The following is a 15,673-nucleotide window of genomic DNA, read 5'->3' as shown; positions in this document are numbered from 1 at the left end:
TCATGGTGCAAGATCTGATTGTTTGCCTACAAGAAGCAAGTTTATACTTTATACTTAAAAAATCATGGATTTCCAAACATCCTGATGAATGTTTTGTGAATCTTCCCTGCAAATGTCAGAACCCTGGTCAAGAAATTAAATGTGAAGATTGTACGTATTTGGAGGAATGCTTGTCTAGTTGGAAGCTGAATAAAAACTAAGTTAGTAAACTCGCAGAATTTACATCTAAAAATAACGTGGCTTGTGGTTGTTTACGCAATATAGAAGCTGGATAATTTGTGGTAATATATCCCTGTAATATCTCTTTGACTATTTTGGATTTGCGTGTATCTGGTGCGAGACAGATAATTTTTTTGGCTGTACAAATCATGGGAATAGTGACAGTAAAAGCATATTGAGGAACTGCTTCTAAATTGGCAAAATATCCTGTTTTTACCTGTTGCTGACGGTTGATTTGATCTAGTTTTACGAGTTTAATTTTAGCGGTATCTTTAAAATTTGCCACTGCTGGGTCATTAAAGGCTAAATGTCCGTTTTCTCCGACACCAAGAAGACATAAATCAATTGGTTGAGCTTCTAATAATTTAGTATAGCGATCGCACTCAACAATTGGTTCTAAAGCATCCCCTGCTATATAATTAAATCTCTGTGGAAAAACTTGTTTTTCTACCCTTTCCCGCAGAAAATACTGAAAACTAGCAGGATGATCAGCATTAATTCCTAAATATTCATCAAGATGAAATAAAATTATGTTTGACCAATCTATTCCACCTAAAGCGATTAAACCATCCAGAAATTTAAGTTGAGAATTTCCAGTAGCTAACAACACTGCTACTGTATTCTGTTGTTCAATTTGATGCTGTAAATACTCATGTGCAATTTCGGCAACATCCTGTGCCATTTCCACTTCAGAATTGTAAATCTGCACTAAGAGATCATCGACACGAAAAGATTTTGTAGCGGCTGGCATTTTCTTAAACAATTGGTAATTGATAATTGGTATTCTTGATTAGGAAAAACGCTGAATATATTCTCTATTCCCTATTACTTGTTCTCTAACTGCCAATTTACGTTAAACTAGGTAAATTAACTTAACGCTTATTTACATTTTACCAAAAAACGATGCTAACGACAATTCTCTTTGACCTAGATGGCACTATTGTCAACACTGACCCAATACACTACCAAGCTTGGAGAGAAATGCTGTTAAATTACAGCATACAAATTGATGAAATTTCCTATAAATCCCGAATTAGTGGACGACTAAACCCAGAAATTGTGAAAGATATTCTACCGCAATTATCAGTAACAGAAGGTGAAAAATTCGCTGATGAGAAAGAAGCTCTTTTCCGCGAACGTTCTTCCCATTTGCGACTTATGGAGGGATTTTCAGAGTTGTTAGCATGGACACAAACACATCAAATAAAACGTGCATTAGTAACTAACGCTCCCAGATTAAATGCTGAATTTATCCTAGAAGTTCTTGGCATTAAAGAAGTTTTCCATACCATTGTTTTAGCAGATGATTGTATAGCCGGGAAACCAGATCCAGAACCATACAAAGTTGCTCTCTACAAGTTGGGGATTACAGCAGAACAAGCTATTGCTTTAGAAGATTCTCCTTCCGGTATTCGTGCTGCTGTTGCTGCTAATATATCCACAATTGGCATTGCTTCTACCCATGATCCCCAAGAATTGCAGGAAGAGGGTACATTGATGGCAATTCGTGATTTTACGGATTTACGCTTGTGGACTTTCCTTAATTCCTTGATAGAACCCAATCTAGCAGTAATTGCATCTAATGTATGAGCGAGCACTTATAGATGACAAAGAACATAATTTCTGGTGAACACCCATCCCCCATCATTTATTAATGGGGGTTTTACTATGCCATACTTGTTCAAATTCTGCCTCTGAAATTTCAAATTCTTCAATATTCTTGTCATCTAATTTCTTATCGCATAACATCCCATAATCATCAGCTGAATGGTTTTTATCATAGAATAATACGTTGCCATTTTCATAAATTTCCATTTGTCTGCGAGCATATAAATTGCAATCAATTTCCATAAAGTAGGTGCTAGTACCCCACTCATCATATTTGCCACCAAGAGATACATCCCATGACCATTTATAATATTTCTTCACCTTTTGTAATGTAGACATAATAATTTAACTCCTAATGCTGAATTACCACTTTAAATCTTACAACTTGCTCACTTACCTCGTATCTACCCATTTTAAGCATTAACTATTGACCGTAATGATACTATACTTAAAATCACCCTACAGGCAACCTTATGCACCTATTGTAGAGTGAAATGAAATGTTATCATATTTTGTGATATTTTTTCTTCATGTTTTCTGATTGCTCCGAAAATATGGGTTGATTCAGAGTTACCAATGTTTCTAACCTGAGTATTTACTAAACTCGTCATATTTCCCATACTTCCATTAAAATGATGCCTAGCATATTTTTACCACTACCATCAGCACCACAACCCCAATAATAGTCTACAGGTGAATTTTCAACTATTTCTTCATTACCTTTAGAAAGTAGCATTTCTCTAATATCTGCATGGGTAGAAAGCTTACATAACACTGCTTGTCGCATAATAAGTAGGTGGGCGGAAAAATTTATAACTATGTCATGGCGAATGCAGCAAAGGGGAATCAAGTAATCCCAAGGGTTTCAAGTAACTTACATTTTGCTACATAGTTATCTTCATTTGTGTCTACCTACTTATCATCTTTTAGTGGTTCCCAATCTGAACGCAGGGGAAGAGTTCTTTGTCTACCCATTTTTGCCGCATCTTTTGGGGTTTTAACAAGACGAATTTGTTCTAAATGAGATGTACCAAGAAATTTTTGGGCTTGAAAGTAATGTTCCCTAGTAAGCCAATACAAATCATCTAACATAAACCCGTGAGGTGAGAAATTAGAAAAACAAGTATATTGATCACGAGAATGATAAAAGTAGACTGCCATGATTAGGAACTCAGTAGTATATTACTATTAATGAATATAGCGTGAGCTTTTCAGAGATTTGCAATCGGTACATGAGGTCAACTTAACATAAAACCCCACTACCACCTGGGAAATATGGCTTATGCCACGCTACCGCTATTATTTATTTTATGGATCAAACTAATTATCTGTCAATTTTTTAACATGCGCAGGGAATTGAGCATTTTTGAGAGATTGCACAGTTGAAGAAGAATCTTGTACCCAAAATTGTTGTCCAAAACGTACTAATTCACAATGGTTTTCTGATTTAATAATACCAATTACAGGTACTTTTACTTTATCTTTATCTCCTGATTGTTCCTTCAAAATTGATCTGAGCCGATGTTGGACTTCAATAGTTCCAGCCTCCTGGGGATTCAATTCCACCATTACCATATGGACTTTTTCAACTGGTTCTGCGTCTTCAACTATAAATTGATTCTGCTCATCTCTTCGGTCTACTTTACCCCAAATTATTAATCTGGCATCAACTTGTAATAGTGAACTAACTCGTTCATAATTTTTAGGAAAGACAATGGCTTCTGATGATGCAGTTAAATCTTCTATTTGTAATATTGCCATCGGATCACCTTTTTTCGTCACCACTTTTTTGACATTATTCAGCATGACGACTGCACAAAGCATTGTATTATCTTTCTGGTCTCCTAATTGTGAAAGATTAATTGGTGCGAGCAGTGATGATGATTGTTTAATATCTTTGAGTGGGTGAGCCGATACATAAAAACCTAATAGTTCCTTTTCCAGTCGCAATTTTTCCTGTGGGGGAAAATCCAGAGTTACTTCAGCTTTAGGCGCAGATTCAAAGGCATTATTTGATTTCTGTAGATTACTATTATTTGCAAAACTACCACCCATTAAGTCAAATAAATTTCCCTGTCCACTAGCTCTCTCTTTAGCACGGGATTGCGCCCAATCATATACTAATTCTAAGTCTCTAATTAATTGTTGGCGGTTGGATTCAATTTTGTCAAAGGCTCCACACTGAATCAGTGATTCTAAAGTACGACGGTTTACAGCACGTAAATCAATGCGATCGCAAAAATCCCCAAGAGATTTAAACTCTCCTCCCTCTGCTCTTGCTTCCAGAATACAGGCGATCGCATTTTGTCCCACATTCCGCACCGCCGAAAATCCAAATAAAATCTTCTTTTCTGCTGGTGTAAAATCTAACCCAGAACGGTTAATATCCGGCGGATCTATTTCAATCCCCATACTTGTGCAGTTGTTAAGATATTTCTGAACTTTGTCCGTATCCCCACTGTTAGAGGTTAACAGCGCCGCCATATATTCTAAGGGATAATTGGCTTTTAAATATGCCGTTTGATAAGTGACGTAACCGTAAGCCGTGGAATGCGATTTATTGAAGCAATTAGAGGCTATTAAACCGTTTTTAATCGCAAAGTTATGGTCTTGTGCAACTCCAATATCATAAACATTGGCTGGACCTAAGAATTGACGTGAAATTATTTTAACCATATTATTTAGCTTTTCTAAGCTATCTCTAGATATTAGACCTCTTGCAGAATTAATTTTATGTTACAATGGGGGGGTTGTCTTTGTTTTAGCCAAAAGTTAGAGTTAGAGGGTTATGTTTGAATTAGGGAGTGCAAAGAACACCAAAAATACATAAAACCTAAAACTCTCTATCATAACCATAGAAACAATTTTGCAATAGGTCTATTTGCTTAAACTTCAATTATACTTTACCGAGCAGTTTGTCATACTCTCTGGAGCTAACGCTTTCAGTTTACCATCTCCAATATCATACTCTAACAGTTGATTTGTTATCCTTATACTAGTAACGCCGTGAATTCAAACTGCTTCTTTCAGAAGAGCTACGCTAACAAAATATCTGCTTCGGAGACCCTACGCTAACAAAATTCAAAATGAATACTGTATGAGCTTTTCAGCGATTTGGAATCGTTACTTTATTTACGCCGTACTGTACTAAGTTATTGCTTAACAAATTCTTGCGATTTAGCGAGCGCTCCCCATACTTTATGCGAAAATATTCCAACTCATAGGTTGAGATATTTTTAAACGCGATGACTATTGCTAAATTTGCGCTAAATTTACCGCTTCTTGAAAATGGCTATCGCTTGGTTGCTTGCATCGTTCAGAGTTGGAACGTTGTTATGCGGCTGCAGCCCATGTCAAAAAAGCTGAATTCATTGAAGGTATTGTATACGTGGCTTCTCCTTTACGCTTTACACCTCATGCCAAACCTCATACCAAAATTATTACATGGCTCGGTCTGTATTAATCATCTATTCCTAACATGGAAATGGGTGTTGAAACCACTGTACGGCTTGATGATGAGAATGAACTGCAACCCGATGTAATTTGATTTAGAGTAGATGGACTGGATTTTACCCTGTGGAATATCCCAATGGTAGGACGAACGATAATTCTGGAAATATCAGTTTTTTATGAGCAGTGCTAAAAAATCTATCTTCAGAAGTTTTTACATTCTCTAGAACATGAAGGATTTCTGAAAAATATTTTTTGAAGTGTATGTATGAGTTCTCAAGTTCTGGAATCTTTGTATTTTTCACAAGATGGGGATCAACATAAAACACTGAATCTAGGTCTATAAATCCATTAAACACACCCTCGTTTTTTAGATCATCCTCAGAAACCCCAAAAATTTCACTTATTCTTTTAGGCATAACACTACTACCAATACTATATCTAACTATTATACATAGGTGTTTACGTATATTTAGAGAATATTATACCTAATTACATATTTTTCAGTACATTAGTCACTGAATATCCAGCAATTTTCTCCACAACAGTCAAATTCCCCAATGCTATAAAATAGATAAAAGCTCAACCTTAATTCTCTACTCATGAGTCTCCATCCCCTCTTGAAAGTTGAAATTTCTGAACTCAGCATTGCAGAACGTATCCAACTTGCTGAAGATTTATGGGATAGCATCTTAGAACAACAAGAGGAACTGCCCTTAAGTCCAGCACAACAACAGGAAGTAGAACGACGGTTAGAAAATTATCAAAAAAACCTACAAATGGTTCTAGTTGGGAAGAGGTTCAAAAACGTTTAGATAGAATTTAATAAAACTTCTCTTTTCGCCTAAAGCACCTTATATCACACCATATCCTGTATGTTGCCTAACATTTTGCGGCTGAAAACCCAACACAACTTTATCTTTAGGAACTCCAGCCGCTTCTAATTCATAAGTAACACCATCTTCTGTATCATCTCGTTGTACCCAGACAATAATATCAAGATGAACTAAGCAACCATGAATTCTTTTAGCACTCTCCCAACCAACAGTTATTAGTAAATAGCTATCATTTTCACAATCAAAAACTGTTTTACATTCAATCACTCCATAGGAGTAGGGGATTTGTCTATAAGGTACTAATACTTCTTTAATAATACGGCGATATTTATCTAAGGTATCCATTGTGTGATCCTCTCAGTTTCACGATTGAAAACAGGTAAATTTACATTTACGCTTTCCATTAAAAGTTTACCAATCAGTTCTTTAAATAAAGCTGTAAATATAGCGTCACGTATTCCTAAATATAAAATTCTGTCAGGTTCTAGACGACTCATCAAAGCACGATACAAAACAAATCCACCAATAGCACCTTTCAAGTCTGCTATTTCTGAAGGACTGACAAAACTTTTAATTTCTACAGCGATTTTTTTAGTTCCTTGTTCTTCTGCTAAAAGTTGTTTTGCTCCTAGATCTACATACATATCCTTTTGACCCCATTTTAAATGTAGGGGATCATTTGTAATTATCCAGCCTTCTTTAATTAAGCCATTTTTAACAGCATTGTGATAAATATCTTTTGCAGGCATATTTAAAGACGTTTTTTATTAATAAAAAGCGAGCAAGATTCCCTGTACTACATTACACAGACAGTATAATTGCCAAAAAGACTCGATGGGATTCAGAAGTTCAGACGAAAATTCCCTAATCCTCAGTCCTGTAAATGCTAAAATCAATGACCTGAATGATAAAGAGAAAAATTATTTATGGCATCCATTCGCGAGTTGCACACACAGCTAGTAAAAAAAGAACGTTCTGCCGTTGAAATTACCCAAGAAGCTTTAGATCGCATTCAAGCATTAGAATCAAAACTGCACAGTTTCTTAACTGTCACGGCACAACAGGCTCTAGAACAGGCTAGTGCTGTGGATGCAAAAATCGCTGCTGGTGAAGAAATAGGTATTTTAGCAGGGATTCCCATCGGTATCAAAGATAATATATGTACCAAGGGTATTCGCACCACCTGCGCTTCTCGGATTTTAGAAAATTTTGTCCCACCTTATGAATCAACGGTAACGCAAAAACTCGCCAATGCTGGGGCCGTAATGGTTGGTAAAACCAACTTAGACGAGTTTGCAATGGGTAGTTCCACAGAAAACTCTGCTTATCAAGTTACAGCTAATCCTTGGGATATCTCACGGATTCCTGGTGGTTCTTCTGGTGGTTCGGCGGCGGCTGTAGCGGCTGAAGAATGCGTTGTCTCCCTGGGTTCGGATACGGGGGGTTCGATTCGTCAACCGGCTTCTTTTTGCGGTGTGGTAGGGATGAAACCGACTTATGGGTTAGTTTCCCGTTATGGTTTGGTGGCTTATGCGTCATCTTTGGATCAAATTGGCCCATTTGGTCGGTCAGTGGAGGATACGGCGATTTTATTAAATGTGATCGCAGGTTATGATCCTCAAGACTCCACAAGCTTAAAAGTAGAAATTCCTGACTACGCTGCCAGCTTAACACCAGACCTGAAAGCAGGGAAAAAACTAAAAATTGGTGTAATTAAAGAAACCTTTAGTGAAGGATTAGATCCAGAAGTAGAAGCAGCAGTAAAGAATGCGATCACTGAACTAGAAACTTTAGGTGCAGAAATTCATTATATTTCCTGTCCCCGATTCCGTTATGGCTTACCTAGCTACTATATTATCGCCCCATCGGAAGCATCAGCCAACCTCGCCCGTTACGATGGCGTTAAATATGGCTTGCGGTCTCCTGACGCAGACAACGTGCTTTCCATGTACACTAGTACCCGTGCGCTCGGCTTTGGAACAGAAGTCAAACGCCGGATTATGATTGGTACTTATGCCCTCAGTGCCGGTTATTATGATGCCTACTACTTGAAAGCACAAAAAGTCCGCACCTTAATTAAAGAAGACTTTGGAACAGCTTTTCAACAAGTAGATGTTTTAATTTGTCCCACCGCACCCACCACAGCATTTCAAGTCGGCGAAAAAATCACCGATCCCTTGAGTATGTATTTAAATGACTTGATGACTATTCCCGTCAATCTTGCCGGTTTACCCGGTATTAGCGTACCTTGTGGTTTTGACAGCAAAGGTTTACCAATTGGATTACAACTAATCGGCAAAGTATTGAGAGAAGACCAGCTTTTACAAGTAGCATACTCTTATGAACAATCAACTACTTGGCATCTTCAAAAAGCGGAAATAGCCTAATTTGTCAGTGGTTAGTGGTCAGGTTTTCTATTGTTTATTGTAAGTAAAATCCTTGACTTGACCATTTTTCCCTAATAGTTTCGGTTCTTCTTCATTAACAGAAATTAAAACTACACCAGCATTACCAGAACGGACAGTCAACGATTTTTTGGCTGTCCAATTTTTTCTTTCTCCCTTAGTTAAAATTCCCTCAAATTCAGTTTTACCATCAGCTTTTACTTGTACCCAAGAGTCACCTTTAAGCTCTAAAGTAACAGCAACATCTGAAATAGATGTACTAGTTTGAGAAGGTGTTGCTGTGGAAACAGGAGCGGTATTTGGAGATGGTAATATTTCTGACTTTAAAGGAGATGTTAGCGTTTTTTGTGGAACGCTCAACATAGGATTTTGTTTCTGAGCTGATGACTTATCTCTAAAATCTATTTTGAGTAAATAGAAGAGTCCCACAGCAGCAGCTATTAATAAAAAAATGTAAGGAACAAACAGCGGTATATAAATACTTGGTTTTCTAATTGAATGATTAGATTCTAAAGGAGCAAAATTAATTTCAAAGTTGTTAGCTATAGCAGTACCATCTAGTTCTAATCTATCTGCATAACGGCGAATAAAACCTTGTATAAAAACAGGCTCAGGTAAATCCTCAAATCGCCATTCTTCCAAAGCTTGTAAAAAACTTAGTCGAATATGTGTTTGAACAGAAATTTCTTCTAGACTGATATTTTTTTCCTCTCTGACCTGTTGTAAATTGGCAGTTATTTCTTTTAGTTGTTCTTGTTGGGCATCATTTAAAACAGTCACCTTTATCTCCTCTAAAGTCAATACATATAATATTATATACTTATATATATAAATTAAAGAAAAGTATTCAATTATAGCGGTTATCAATTGAATGAGAATACACGGTGATGCGCTATCAGTTACAGATAGATTTTAAACCCTGTTAAGATTTCCTTGCTTTATGCTGTATCCAGAACCCTTGCAGAGATATTTTATACAAGGTTTCTACATTCTTGTTAACCAGATGTCTAATCCTCACTTTCACAATGGCAACCCTTAGTTACCATATTTTACTGTTTATTTGCGCCCATTTATTGTATTTATCCATACTTACTTACAAGGCTGGATATACATTCTATGGTCATAAATAACTTATCACCTCTACTGGAAGAATTATTTAGCTGGTGCTTTTGGTAGGAATAATTACAATATTCTGTTGATAATTGATCAGTCTTTTTTGTTCCCAGAGATAATGATATTAGTAATAATTCTGAGTTTTAGCTAAAGATGCTCGAAAATGATACCTGAAAATCCGGATATTGCAATTCATCGTAGAATAAATGACACAGATAAAACCGCTTTTTCCTCTGACACCCGGAGAGAATAAGATCATGACCATGGCATCTGCATATTTTTTCAAAATTCTCAGAAATTCTACTGTGCAAATTAGTAAAGATGAATTGCGATCGCTACTGAGAGAAATAGAATCTGAACTATACCAGAGTAAAGTTTATCGCCTAGCAGTAGCTAACTTACAAAAGTTACTAGGTTCAACCGATGAACAAGCCAAGACTTTATTTAAAGCCGTGGGTAGAGAAGCCATCACTTTAGCATTTAAGCGATTTGCACGAAAACAGCAGACAGTCACAGATATCAATCTGAAAGTAGATGACACCGAGTTACCAAATCCAAAGTTAGAACAATCTAGTAATTCCACACCAACCTTAAATACTATTTAATCCACCCCAGAACCAGCATTAATAGAGACTAAACAAAGTAATTTACCACCAACATATAAAACAGATTCAGTAGCAAATGAAACCATAAAAGACCAACCAAAAACACCAACACTAAGCAACAGGCTTCCCAAACGGCACAAACTTTCTAAAAGTCAACTAGCAGCACAACTAGCAGCACAACTAGCAGGAGAACAAAGGTTAGAACGTCTGCGTCAAATTGGTGAACAACTCAGACAAGCAAGAGAATCTCAAGGTCTGACTCTGCAAAACCTGAATATTTACACTCATATATCAACATTAAACCAGGCATCAAATCTACTTCCACTGGTATCTGTATCTGTGTTGGATCTGATATTTCCCCACCAGAAGCATTGTAATCTTACCTTCCACAGCCATTACTTGATACAATAGACCTCTTGCATCAATCAAATCATCAATAATTAACCGCAGTTAAATGCGGTTAATTATTGTTATTTTGGGACTTTTGCAAGAATTTCCATGAAATTCCAATTGAATGAAATTGCCCAGCCACAATCCCCATTGTCATGAGTAGCGACACCCAACTCAGTCTCTTTGACGGATCAAGTTTCAACCAAAAAGACTTGATTCCCACAGACGCAAAAATTCCTATTCCATCCGGAACTTATGCGAATATGCCGGAATTAGCACAGCATTGTAACAACTGCCGTCGTTGTGGGTTGGGGGACAATCGCACTCATGCGGTTGTGGGACGTGGAAATCTCCAAGCTAAAATCATGATTATTGGGGAAGCACCAGGACAAAGCGAAGACGAAACCGGTTTACCATTTGTCGGTAAATCAGGGCAATTATTAGAGAAAATTTTGGCATCTGTAAATTTAAGTACAGAGGAAGATGTATATATTGGTAATATAAACAAATGCCGCCCACCAGAAAACCGAGTTCCCACAGCGGAAGAGATGGCAGCTTGTAAACCCTATTTATTAGAACAAATACGTTTAGTTGACCCGAAAATCATCTTATTAACTGGTGCAACTGCTGTTAAAGGCATTACAGGAAGTAAACAAGGAATTACGAAAATTCGCGGACAATGGCTAGAGTCGGAAGGGCGTTTATGTATGCCAATTTTCCACCCTTCCTATTTATTGCGTAACCCATCACGGGAAAAAGGTTCGCCAAAATGGTTGATGTGGCAGGATATCCAGGCTGTAAAAGCTAAGTATGACGAGATAAAGGGTGAGAATTAAAGACTTTTTTTCACACGGAGGAGAACACTTGCACAGGTGGCTCTCCCGAATTGTCAAAAATTTTAATCTATGAAAAGGCAGTGATTGGGTACTAACTAAACAACGTTCCGAATATCTAAACCGAGATTTGACCGAGATGGAAATTGAGGACTTGCGAGGCATTCTAGTAGAAGCTGCTGGTGTGTTGTGCAATCAGGTCGTGAATATGCAGATCTAGCGCCTGAAGATTTAGATAGAGGAAATATGATTGTAATTATCATGGGATTTACTGGCTCAGGAAAAACCACCGTTGGTCAAGCACTTGCAGACAAAACTGGATGGGAGTTTCATGATGCAGACTCATTTCACTCAGTAGAAGCCAAGGAAAAAATGAGCCGCGGAGAACCATTGACTGATGCCGATCGCACACCTTGGTTACAGACGATGGGAGAAGTGATCGCCCAATCGCTAAAAGCAGAAAAAAATACCATTCTTGCTTGTTCCGCACTCAAAGCCAACTATCGCCAGATTCTCAGCGTCGATGATCCACGGATAAAGTTAGTTTACCTTAAAGGTAGCTATGAGTTGATTGATCAGAGATTGGGCGATCGCATTGGTCATTTTATGAACCGCGACTTTTACAAAGTCAGTTCGATACTCTAGAAGAACCAACAACTACAGAAGCTATATATTGATATTGATATTTCACAGAATTTAGAGGCGAGCGTTCAGGAGATAAAAAATTACCTGTAGCTGTTGATATTCTTACCAACCTCTAGAGTTTTTCCAACTTCCGATGCAGCAACTTTTGTATTCACACTCAATCTAAAAAAATGATTCAATCTTGATGCATCAACCCAACTAGGCATAGTTGCTTTACGTTTCTGCACAAATATCTTTTGAAAGTTGGGGTAAGCCTGACCTAAATATGAGTCCCGCATGCATAGGAACAACACAACGTTGACAAGGGTTAACTCCCAAAAACTACACATCTCCCACTACAAAAGATACAGTTTCACCGCTGCCAGTATACAGCCTATCTTCCCAAAACGCTCGTACACCATCAATCTCAATATTCGCACGCATCCGACGGAGCATTTGATCTACACTCATACCAGGAAACCAAGAAGCTGCTTCCGTGTTGGGGTGCTAATCACCGTTGGACCTGGTGAGTCTGTTTCATCAGGAAAACCCATATTCGTGTTTTGCATTGATTTGACACCAAGCCCGAAAAAATCACTTAAAATTGCTTATATCGGTGTGAGTTCTTCATGAAGATGGAAAACCTGTGGTGATTGACCACCAGGGAATTGGAGACGAATAACTCTTTCTTGTAAAGAAAATTCTGAGCGCAATAGATGAATTTTGGCATCGCGTTTACTATTGAGAAACTTGCCTTGTGCATCCATAATTGCAAATTCTCGCTCATAACGAAGTGCGCCACCAGGTAGAATTGTCGCCTTTTCTACTTCCACACCATCCAATGACTTAATCGGATACAAAAGTATCCTAGCTAGATTAGCCATTGAAATATTTCGTAATTCGTAATAGTGCTTCCTACTCCCGTAAGGGATACGTAATTTGTAATTCGCAAAGAAGGGAACAGGGAACAGCCAAGAGTAGACCTCTTACAAAATTGTTTCTGTGGTATGATAGAGAGTTTTAGATTTTATCTATTTTTGGTGTTCTTTGGGCTCGCTAATTTAAATATAACCGTGTAACTCTAAAATTTTGGCTAAAACAAATATAACCCCCTTTTGTCACATAACACTAATTCTGCAAGAGGTTTAGTAAATAATTCTTAATTTTGAATTTTGAAATCTATAACGGTAGCCTTTTTAATATTTACTTTATTAATAGGCTCTAAGGATTTGCAGATGGATACAACGGAGGCTTATCTATCGAGCCAACATTATTAAGAGGCCAAAAACGAACTATGGCACGACCAATAATATTTTTCTGAGGTACTAAACCCCAGCAACGACCATCATAACTGCTACCACGATTATCACCTAAAACTAGATATGAGTTGGGTGGTATGGTTTCCGGTTGAGCCAAGAATGGGCGTTGTTGCCCTGATGTACAAACATCAACAACTGTAAGCACAGAGGGGGGTAAATATTTATCTTCTTCTAGAACTTTGTTATTAATATAGACTTGGCCTTCCCTCAGTTCTACTTTTTCTCCAGGCAACCCGATGATTCGTTTAATGAATGCATCATGGTATTGTTCTTTTTGTAATTCTTCCGTCGGTGAAAATACAACTATATCTCCCCGTTCTGGCTTACTAAATTTATACTTCACCTTATCAACAATAATCTTATCCGCTTCCCATTGGTTTGGTGTACCATGGAGCGTCGGTTCCATTGAACCTGAAGGAATCCATCTTGCTTCGGCGACAAAGGTACGAATTCCCAAGGCCAGAAAGACGCTCAAGATAATTGTTTTGCCTAGCTCTAAGATCCAGGAATTATCAGGTTGGGGGCTAGATTTTTTATCAGACACTTGATTTTGCATGAAATTACTTAAATTTTAGGGTAAGAGGCAAGCACTAAACTCATCGGGGAGAGACTTTATTTATTATTTTAACTAGAGAAGCGTGTTTTCCTGATTAAAATAGCATTTGCAGAATTGTCTGCATCAGCTTATTTTCTTGTAAATCCATGTCATATCCAACAAGTTTACTAATTCGTCAAGCAAGCCTAATGTTACCCAATGGTGAGTTGATAATTGGCGATGTGCTGACGGATGGACGGCAAATAGTCGAAGTAGCCTCAAAAATTTCTAATGCCTCACCAACTCAAGAGATTGACGCACAGGGTTTAACTTTGTTGCCAGGTGTGATTGATCCGCAAGTGCATTTCCGAGAACCAGGTCTGGAACATAAGGAAGACTTGTTTACCGCTAGTTGTGCTTGCGCTAAAGGGGGAGTCACATCCTTTTTAGAAATGCCCAATACAAGACCTTTGACAATTAACCAATCAGCTTTAGATGACAAGCTAGAACGGGCTGCTAATAAGTGCTTGGTTAATTATGGCTTTTTTATTGGGGCCACAGGAGAAAATCTATCAGAATTGCTTCTAGCGCAGCCGACACCGGGAATTAAAATTTTTATGGGGTCAATGCACGGTCAGTTGCTAGTTAACCAAGAAGGTTTGCTAGAGTCGATTTTTGCCCAGGGAACTCGCTTAATTGCTGTTCATGCTGAAGATCAAGAGAGGATTAACCAACGCCGTCAGGAATTTGCTGGTATTGATGATCCTGCCATTCATTCCCAAATTCAAGATAATCAAGCTGCACTGTTAGCAACACAATTGGCATTAAAACTTTCTAAAAGATATCAACGTAGGTTACATATTTTGCATCTGTCAACGGCTGAGGAAACTGAGTTACTGCGTCAGGATAAACCCAGTTGGGTGACAGCGGAGGTAACACCACAGCATTTGTTGTTAAATAGCAGTGCATATCAAACGATTGGTACTTTGGCGCAGATGAATCCACCGTTGCGCTCGCCCCATGATAACGAAGTTCTTTGGCAAGCGTTACGAGATGGAGTCATTGATTTTATTGCCACCGACCATGCACCCCACACCTTGGAAGAAAAAGCCCAAAGTTACCCCAACACACCTTCAGGAATGCCCGGTGTGGAAACTTCCCTACCTTTAATGTTAACTTCCGCAATCGAAGGAAAATGTACTATTGCACAAGTTGCTAACTGGATGTCTAAGGCTGTAGCTACCACTTATGGTATTCCTAACAAGGGAGAAATTACCCCTCGTTACGATGCTGATTTAGTATTGGTGGATTTAGACACGTATCACCCCGTTAAGCGGGAAGAACTGTTAACCAAATGTGGTTGGAGTCCCTTTGAAGGTTGGAATTTAACAGGTTGGCCTGTAACAACAATTGTCGGTGGTGAAATCGTCTACGACAAAGGCCAGGTAAACACGCAAGTCAGGGGACAACCGTTAACATTCTTGGATTAGGGATTAGGGAGGGGGCATGGCGCATTAGAGTTTCCCCCACACCCCTTTTATTACATTTGCGCCATAAAGCCAGAGTTATGGCAGGATGGAAAGAAGCTGGTGCAACAAGAAGCCGGAAATTAGTGCTGCTGCTTTCACTAGCAATGAGAAACTAGATCAAGGTCTTTATGAAAGCCATGACCTGGCAAAATGTCCTTAGTTTCGCATTGTTTACAAAAAGTCTTGGCGAAAGAATATCTATTATCG

14 protein-coding genes and 3 pseudogenes are annotated in these 15,673 nt (G+C 38.1%); 7 read left to right on the top strand and 10 right to left on the bottom strand.

Annotation, left to right across the window (positions count from 1 at the left end; translation table 11 throughout):
* Positions 1-196: 196 nt before the first annotated feature.
* Positions 197-970 carry a glucosamine-6-phosphate deaminase gene (locus tag AAZO_RS21135; RefSeq protein WP_013192758.1) on the bottom strand — a complete coding sequence of 258 codons (774 nt, stop codon included), beginning with the start codon at positions 968-970 and terminating at the stop codon, positions 197-199.
* 152 nt (positions 971-1,122) lie between these two features.
* On the opposite strand from AAZO_RS21135, the gene AAZO_RS21130 reads away from it, so the two are divergent.
* Complete coding sequence (locus AAZO_RS21130; RefSeq protein ID WP_013192757.1) at positions 1,123-1,809, top strand: HAD family hydrolase; 687 nt, start codon at positions 1,123-1,125, stop codon at positions 1,807-1,809.
* Between the two features lie 54 nt (positions 1,810-1,863).
* Here the strand turns inward: AAZO_RS21130 and AAZO_RS21125 are convergent, their stop codons facing one another.
* The 4 genes and pseudogenes from AAZO_RS21125 to AAZO_RS21100 all read right to left on the bottom strand — a co-directional run bounded on the left by AAZO_RS21125 (position 1,864) and on the right by AAZO_RS21100 (position 5,696).
* Positions 1,864-2,166 carry a hypothetical protein gene (locus AAZO_RS21125; RefSeq protein WP_013192756.1) on the bottom strand — a complete coding sequence of 101 codons (303 nt, stop codon included), beginning with the start codon at positions 2,164-2,166 and terminating at the stop codon, positions 1,864-1,866.
* Positions 2,167-2,434: 268 nt separating this feature from the next.
* Positions 2,435-2,988 (bottom strand): annotated as a pseudogene (locus AAZO_RS44155) (NADAR family protein).
* A gap of 159 nt (positions 2,989-3,147) precedes the next feature.
* Positions 3,148-4,503, bottom strand: a complete 1,356-nt coding sequence (locus AAZO_RS21110) for a helix-hairpin-helix domain-containing protein (protein ID WP_013192755.1) — start codon at positions 4,501-4,503, stop codon at positions 3,148-3,150.
* Positions 4,504-5,396: 893 nt separating this feature from the next.
* On the bottom strand, positions 5,397-5,696 hold the full coding sequence (locus AAZO_RS21100; RefSeq protein WP_013192754.1) for a hypothetical protein: 300 nt from the start codon (positions 5,694-5,696) through the stop codon (positions 5,397-5,399).
* A gap of 183 nt (positions 5,697-5,879) precedes the next feature.
* Here AAZO_RS21100 and AAZO_RS21095 point away from each other — a divergent pair.
* A pseudogene (locus AAZO_RS21095) lies at positions 5,880-6,103 on the top strand (addiction module protein).
* 28 nt (positions 6,104-6,131) lie between these two features.
* On the opposite strand, the gene AAZO_RS21090 reads toward AAZO_RS21095, so the two are convergent.
* Together AAZO_RS21090 and AAZO_RS21085 are read right to left on the bottom strand one after the other, a co-directional pair.
* Positions 6,132-6,458 carry a XisI protein gene (locus tag AAZO_RS21090; RefSeq protein WP_013192752.1) on the bottom strand — a complete coding sequence of 109 codons (327 nt, stop codon included), beginning with the start codon at positions 6,456-6,458 and terminating at the stop codon, positions 6,132-6,134.
* Positions 6,446-6,862 carry a XisH family protein gene (locus AAZO_RS21085; RefSeq protein WP_013192751.1) on the bottom strand — a complete coding sequence of 139 codons (417 nt, stop codon included), beginning with the start codon at positions 6,860-6,862 and terminating at the stop codon, positions 6,446-6,448. Before AAZO_RS21085 ends, AAZO_RS21090 begins: the two co-directional genes overlap by 13 nt.
* A gap of 177 nt (positions 6,863-7,039) precedes the next feature.
* Between AAZO_RS21085 and gatA the strand changes: the two genes are divergently transcribed.
* A complete protein-coding gene (gene gatA / locus AAZO_RS21080) occupies positions 7,040-8,500 on the top strand; it encodes an Asp-tRNA(Asn)/Glu-tRNA(Gln) amidotransferase subunit GatA (protein WP_013192750.1) in 1,461 nt (486 codons plus the stop codon).
* 27 nt (positions 8,501-8,527) lie between these two features.
* On the opposite strand, the gene AAZO_RS21075 is transcribed toward gatA, so the two are convergent.
* The gene (locus AAZO_RS21075; protein WP_013192749.1) at positions 8,528-9,298 is read right to left on the bottom strand and encodes a helix-turn-helix domain-containing protein; all 771 of its coding nucleotides are present in this window, start codon (positions 9,296-9,298) and stop codon (positions 8,528-8,530) included.
* 596 nt (positions 9,299-9,894) lie between these two features.
* Here AAZO_RS21075 and AAZO_RS27550 point away from each other — a divergent pair.
* The 3 genes from AAZO_RS27550 (at position 9,895) to AAZO_RS21060 (ending at position 12,104) form a co-directional block, all read left to right on the top strand.
* Entirely contained in the window at positions 9,895-10,236 is a 342-nt protein-coding gene (locus AAZO_RS27550) for a hypothetical protein (RefSeq protein ID WP_187289547.1), read from the top strand.
* Between the two features lie 545 nt (positions 10,237-10,781).
* Positions 10,782-11,462: a uracil-DNA glycosylase gene (locus AAZO_RS21065; protein WP_013192747.1), complete on the top strand. Its 681-nt coding sequence runs from the start codon at positions 10,782-10,784 to the stop codon at positions 11,460-11,462.
* 186 nt (positions 11,463-11,648) lie between these two features.
* Positions 11,649-12,104: a gluconokinase gene (locus AAZO_RS21060; protein ID WP_228371336.1), complete on the top strand. Its 456-nt coding sequence runs from the start codon at positions 11,649-11,651 to the stop codon at positions 12,102-12,104.
* Between the two features lie 80 nt (positions 12,105-12,184).
* On the opposite strand, the pseudogene AAZO_RS21055 reads toward AAZO_RS21060, so the two are convergent.
* Both AAZO_RS21055 and lepB read right to left on the bottom strand, forming a co-directional pair.
* Positions 12,185-12,967 (bottom strand): annotated as a pseudogene (locus AAZO_RS21055) (MOSC domain-containing protein).
* 337 nt (positions 12,968-13,304) lie between these two features.
* Positions 13,305-13,958 carry a signal peptidase I gene (lepB, locus tag AAZO_RS21050; RefSeq protein WP_013192745.1) on the bottom strand — a complete coding sequence of 218 codons (654 nt, stop codon included), beginning with the start codon at positions 13,956-13,958 and terminating at the stop codon, positions 13,305-13,307.
* A 146-nt stretch (positions 13,959-14,104) separates the two neighbouring features.
* Between lepB and AAZO_RS21045 the strand changes: the two genes are divergently transcribed.
* Positions 14,105-15,427, top strand: a complete 1,323-nt coding sequence (locus AAZO_RS21045; RefSeq protein ID WP_013192744.1) for a dihydroorotase — start codon at positions 14,105-14,107, stop codon at positions 15,425-15,427.
* Positions 15,428-15,673 lie beyond the last annotated feature (246 nt).

Origin of the sequence: 'Nostoc azollae' 0708 (assembly GCF_000196515.1) — a bacterium.
Taxonomy (GTDB): domain Bacteria; phylum Cyanobacteriota; class Cyanobacteriia; order Cyanobacteriales; family Nostocaceae; genus Trichormus_B; species Trichormus_B azollae.
Note: the sequence above shows the minus strand (reverse complement) of the source record. Positions and strands in the feature narration are given on the sequence as shown.

Excerpts from the sequence above, each read along its gene's own strand:
- AAZO_RS21135 (WP_013192758.1), bottom strand. The coding sequence starts at position 970 with ATGCCAGCCGCTACAAAATCTTTTCGTGTCGATGATCTCTTAGTGCAG.
- AAZO_RS21130 (WP_013192757.1), top strand. The coding sequence starts at position 1,123 with ATGCTAACGACAATTCTCTTTGACCTAGATGGCACTATTGTCAACACT.
- AAZO_RS21125 (WP_013192756.1), bottom strand. The coding sequence starts at position 2,166 with ATGTCTACATTACAAAAGGTGAAGAAATATTATAAATGGTCATGGGAT.
- AAZO_RS21110 (WP_013192755.1), bottom strand. The coding sequence starts at position 4,503 with ATGGTTAAAATAATTTCACGTCAATTCTTAGGTCCAGCCAATGTTTAT.
- AAZO_RS21100 (WP_013192754.1), bottom strand. The coding sequence starts at position 5,696 with ATGCCTAAAAGAATAAGTGAAATTTTTGGGGTTTCTGAGGATGATCTA.
- AAZO_RS21090 (WP_013192752.1), bottom strand. The coding sequence starts at position 6,458 with ATGGATACCTTAGATAAATATCGCCGTATTATTAAAGAAGTATTAGTA.
- AAZO_RS21085 (WP_013192751.1), bottom strand. The coding sequence starts at position 6,862 with ATGCCTGCAAAAGATATTTATCACAATGCTGTTAAAAATGGCTTAATT.
- gatA (WP_013192750.1), top strand. The coding sequence starts at position 7,040 with ATGGCATCCATTCGCGAGTTGCACACACAGCTAGTAAAAAAAGAACGT.
- AAZO_RS27550 (WP_187289547.1), top strand. The coding sequence starts at position 9,895 with ATGGCATCTGCATATTTTTTCAAAATTCTCAGAAATTCTACTGTGCAA.
- AAZO_RS21065 (WP_013192747.1), top strand. The coding sequence starts at position 10,782 with ATGAGTAGCGACACCCAACTCAGTCTCTTTGACGGATCAAGTTTCAAC.
- lepB (WP_013192745.1), bottom strand. The coding sequence starts at position 13,958 with ATGCAAAATCAAGTGTCTGATAAAAAATCTAGCCCCCAACCTGATAAT.
- AAZO_RS21045 (WP_013192744.1), top strand. The coding sequence starts at position 14,105 with ATGTCATATCCAACAAGTTTACTAATTCGTCAAGCAAGCCTAATGTTA.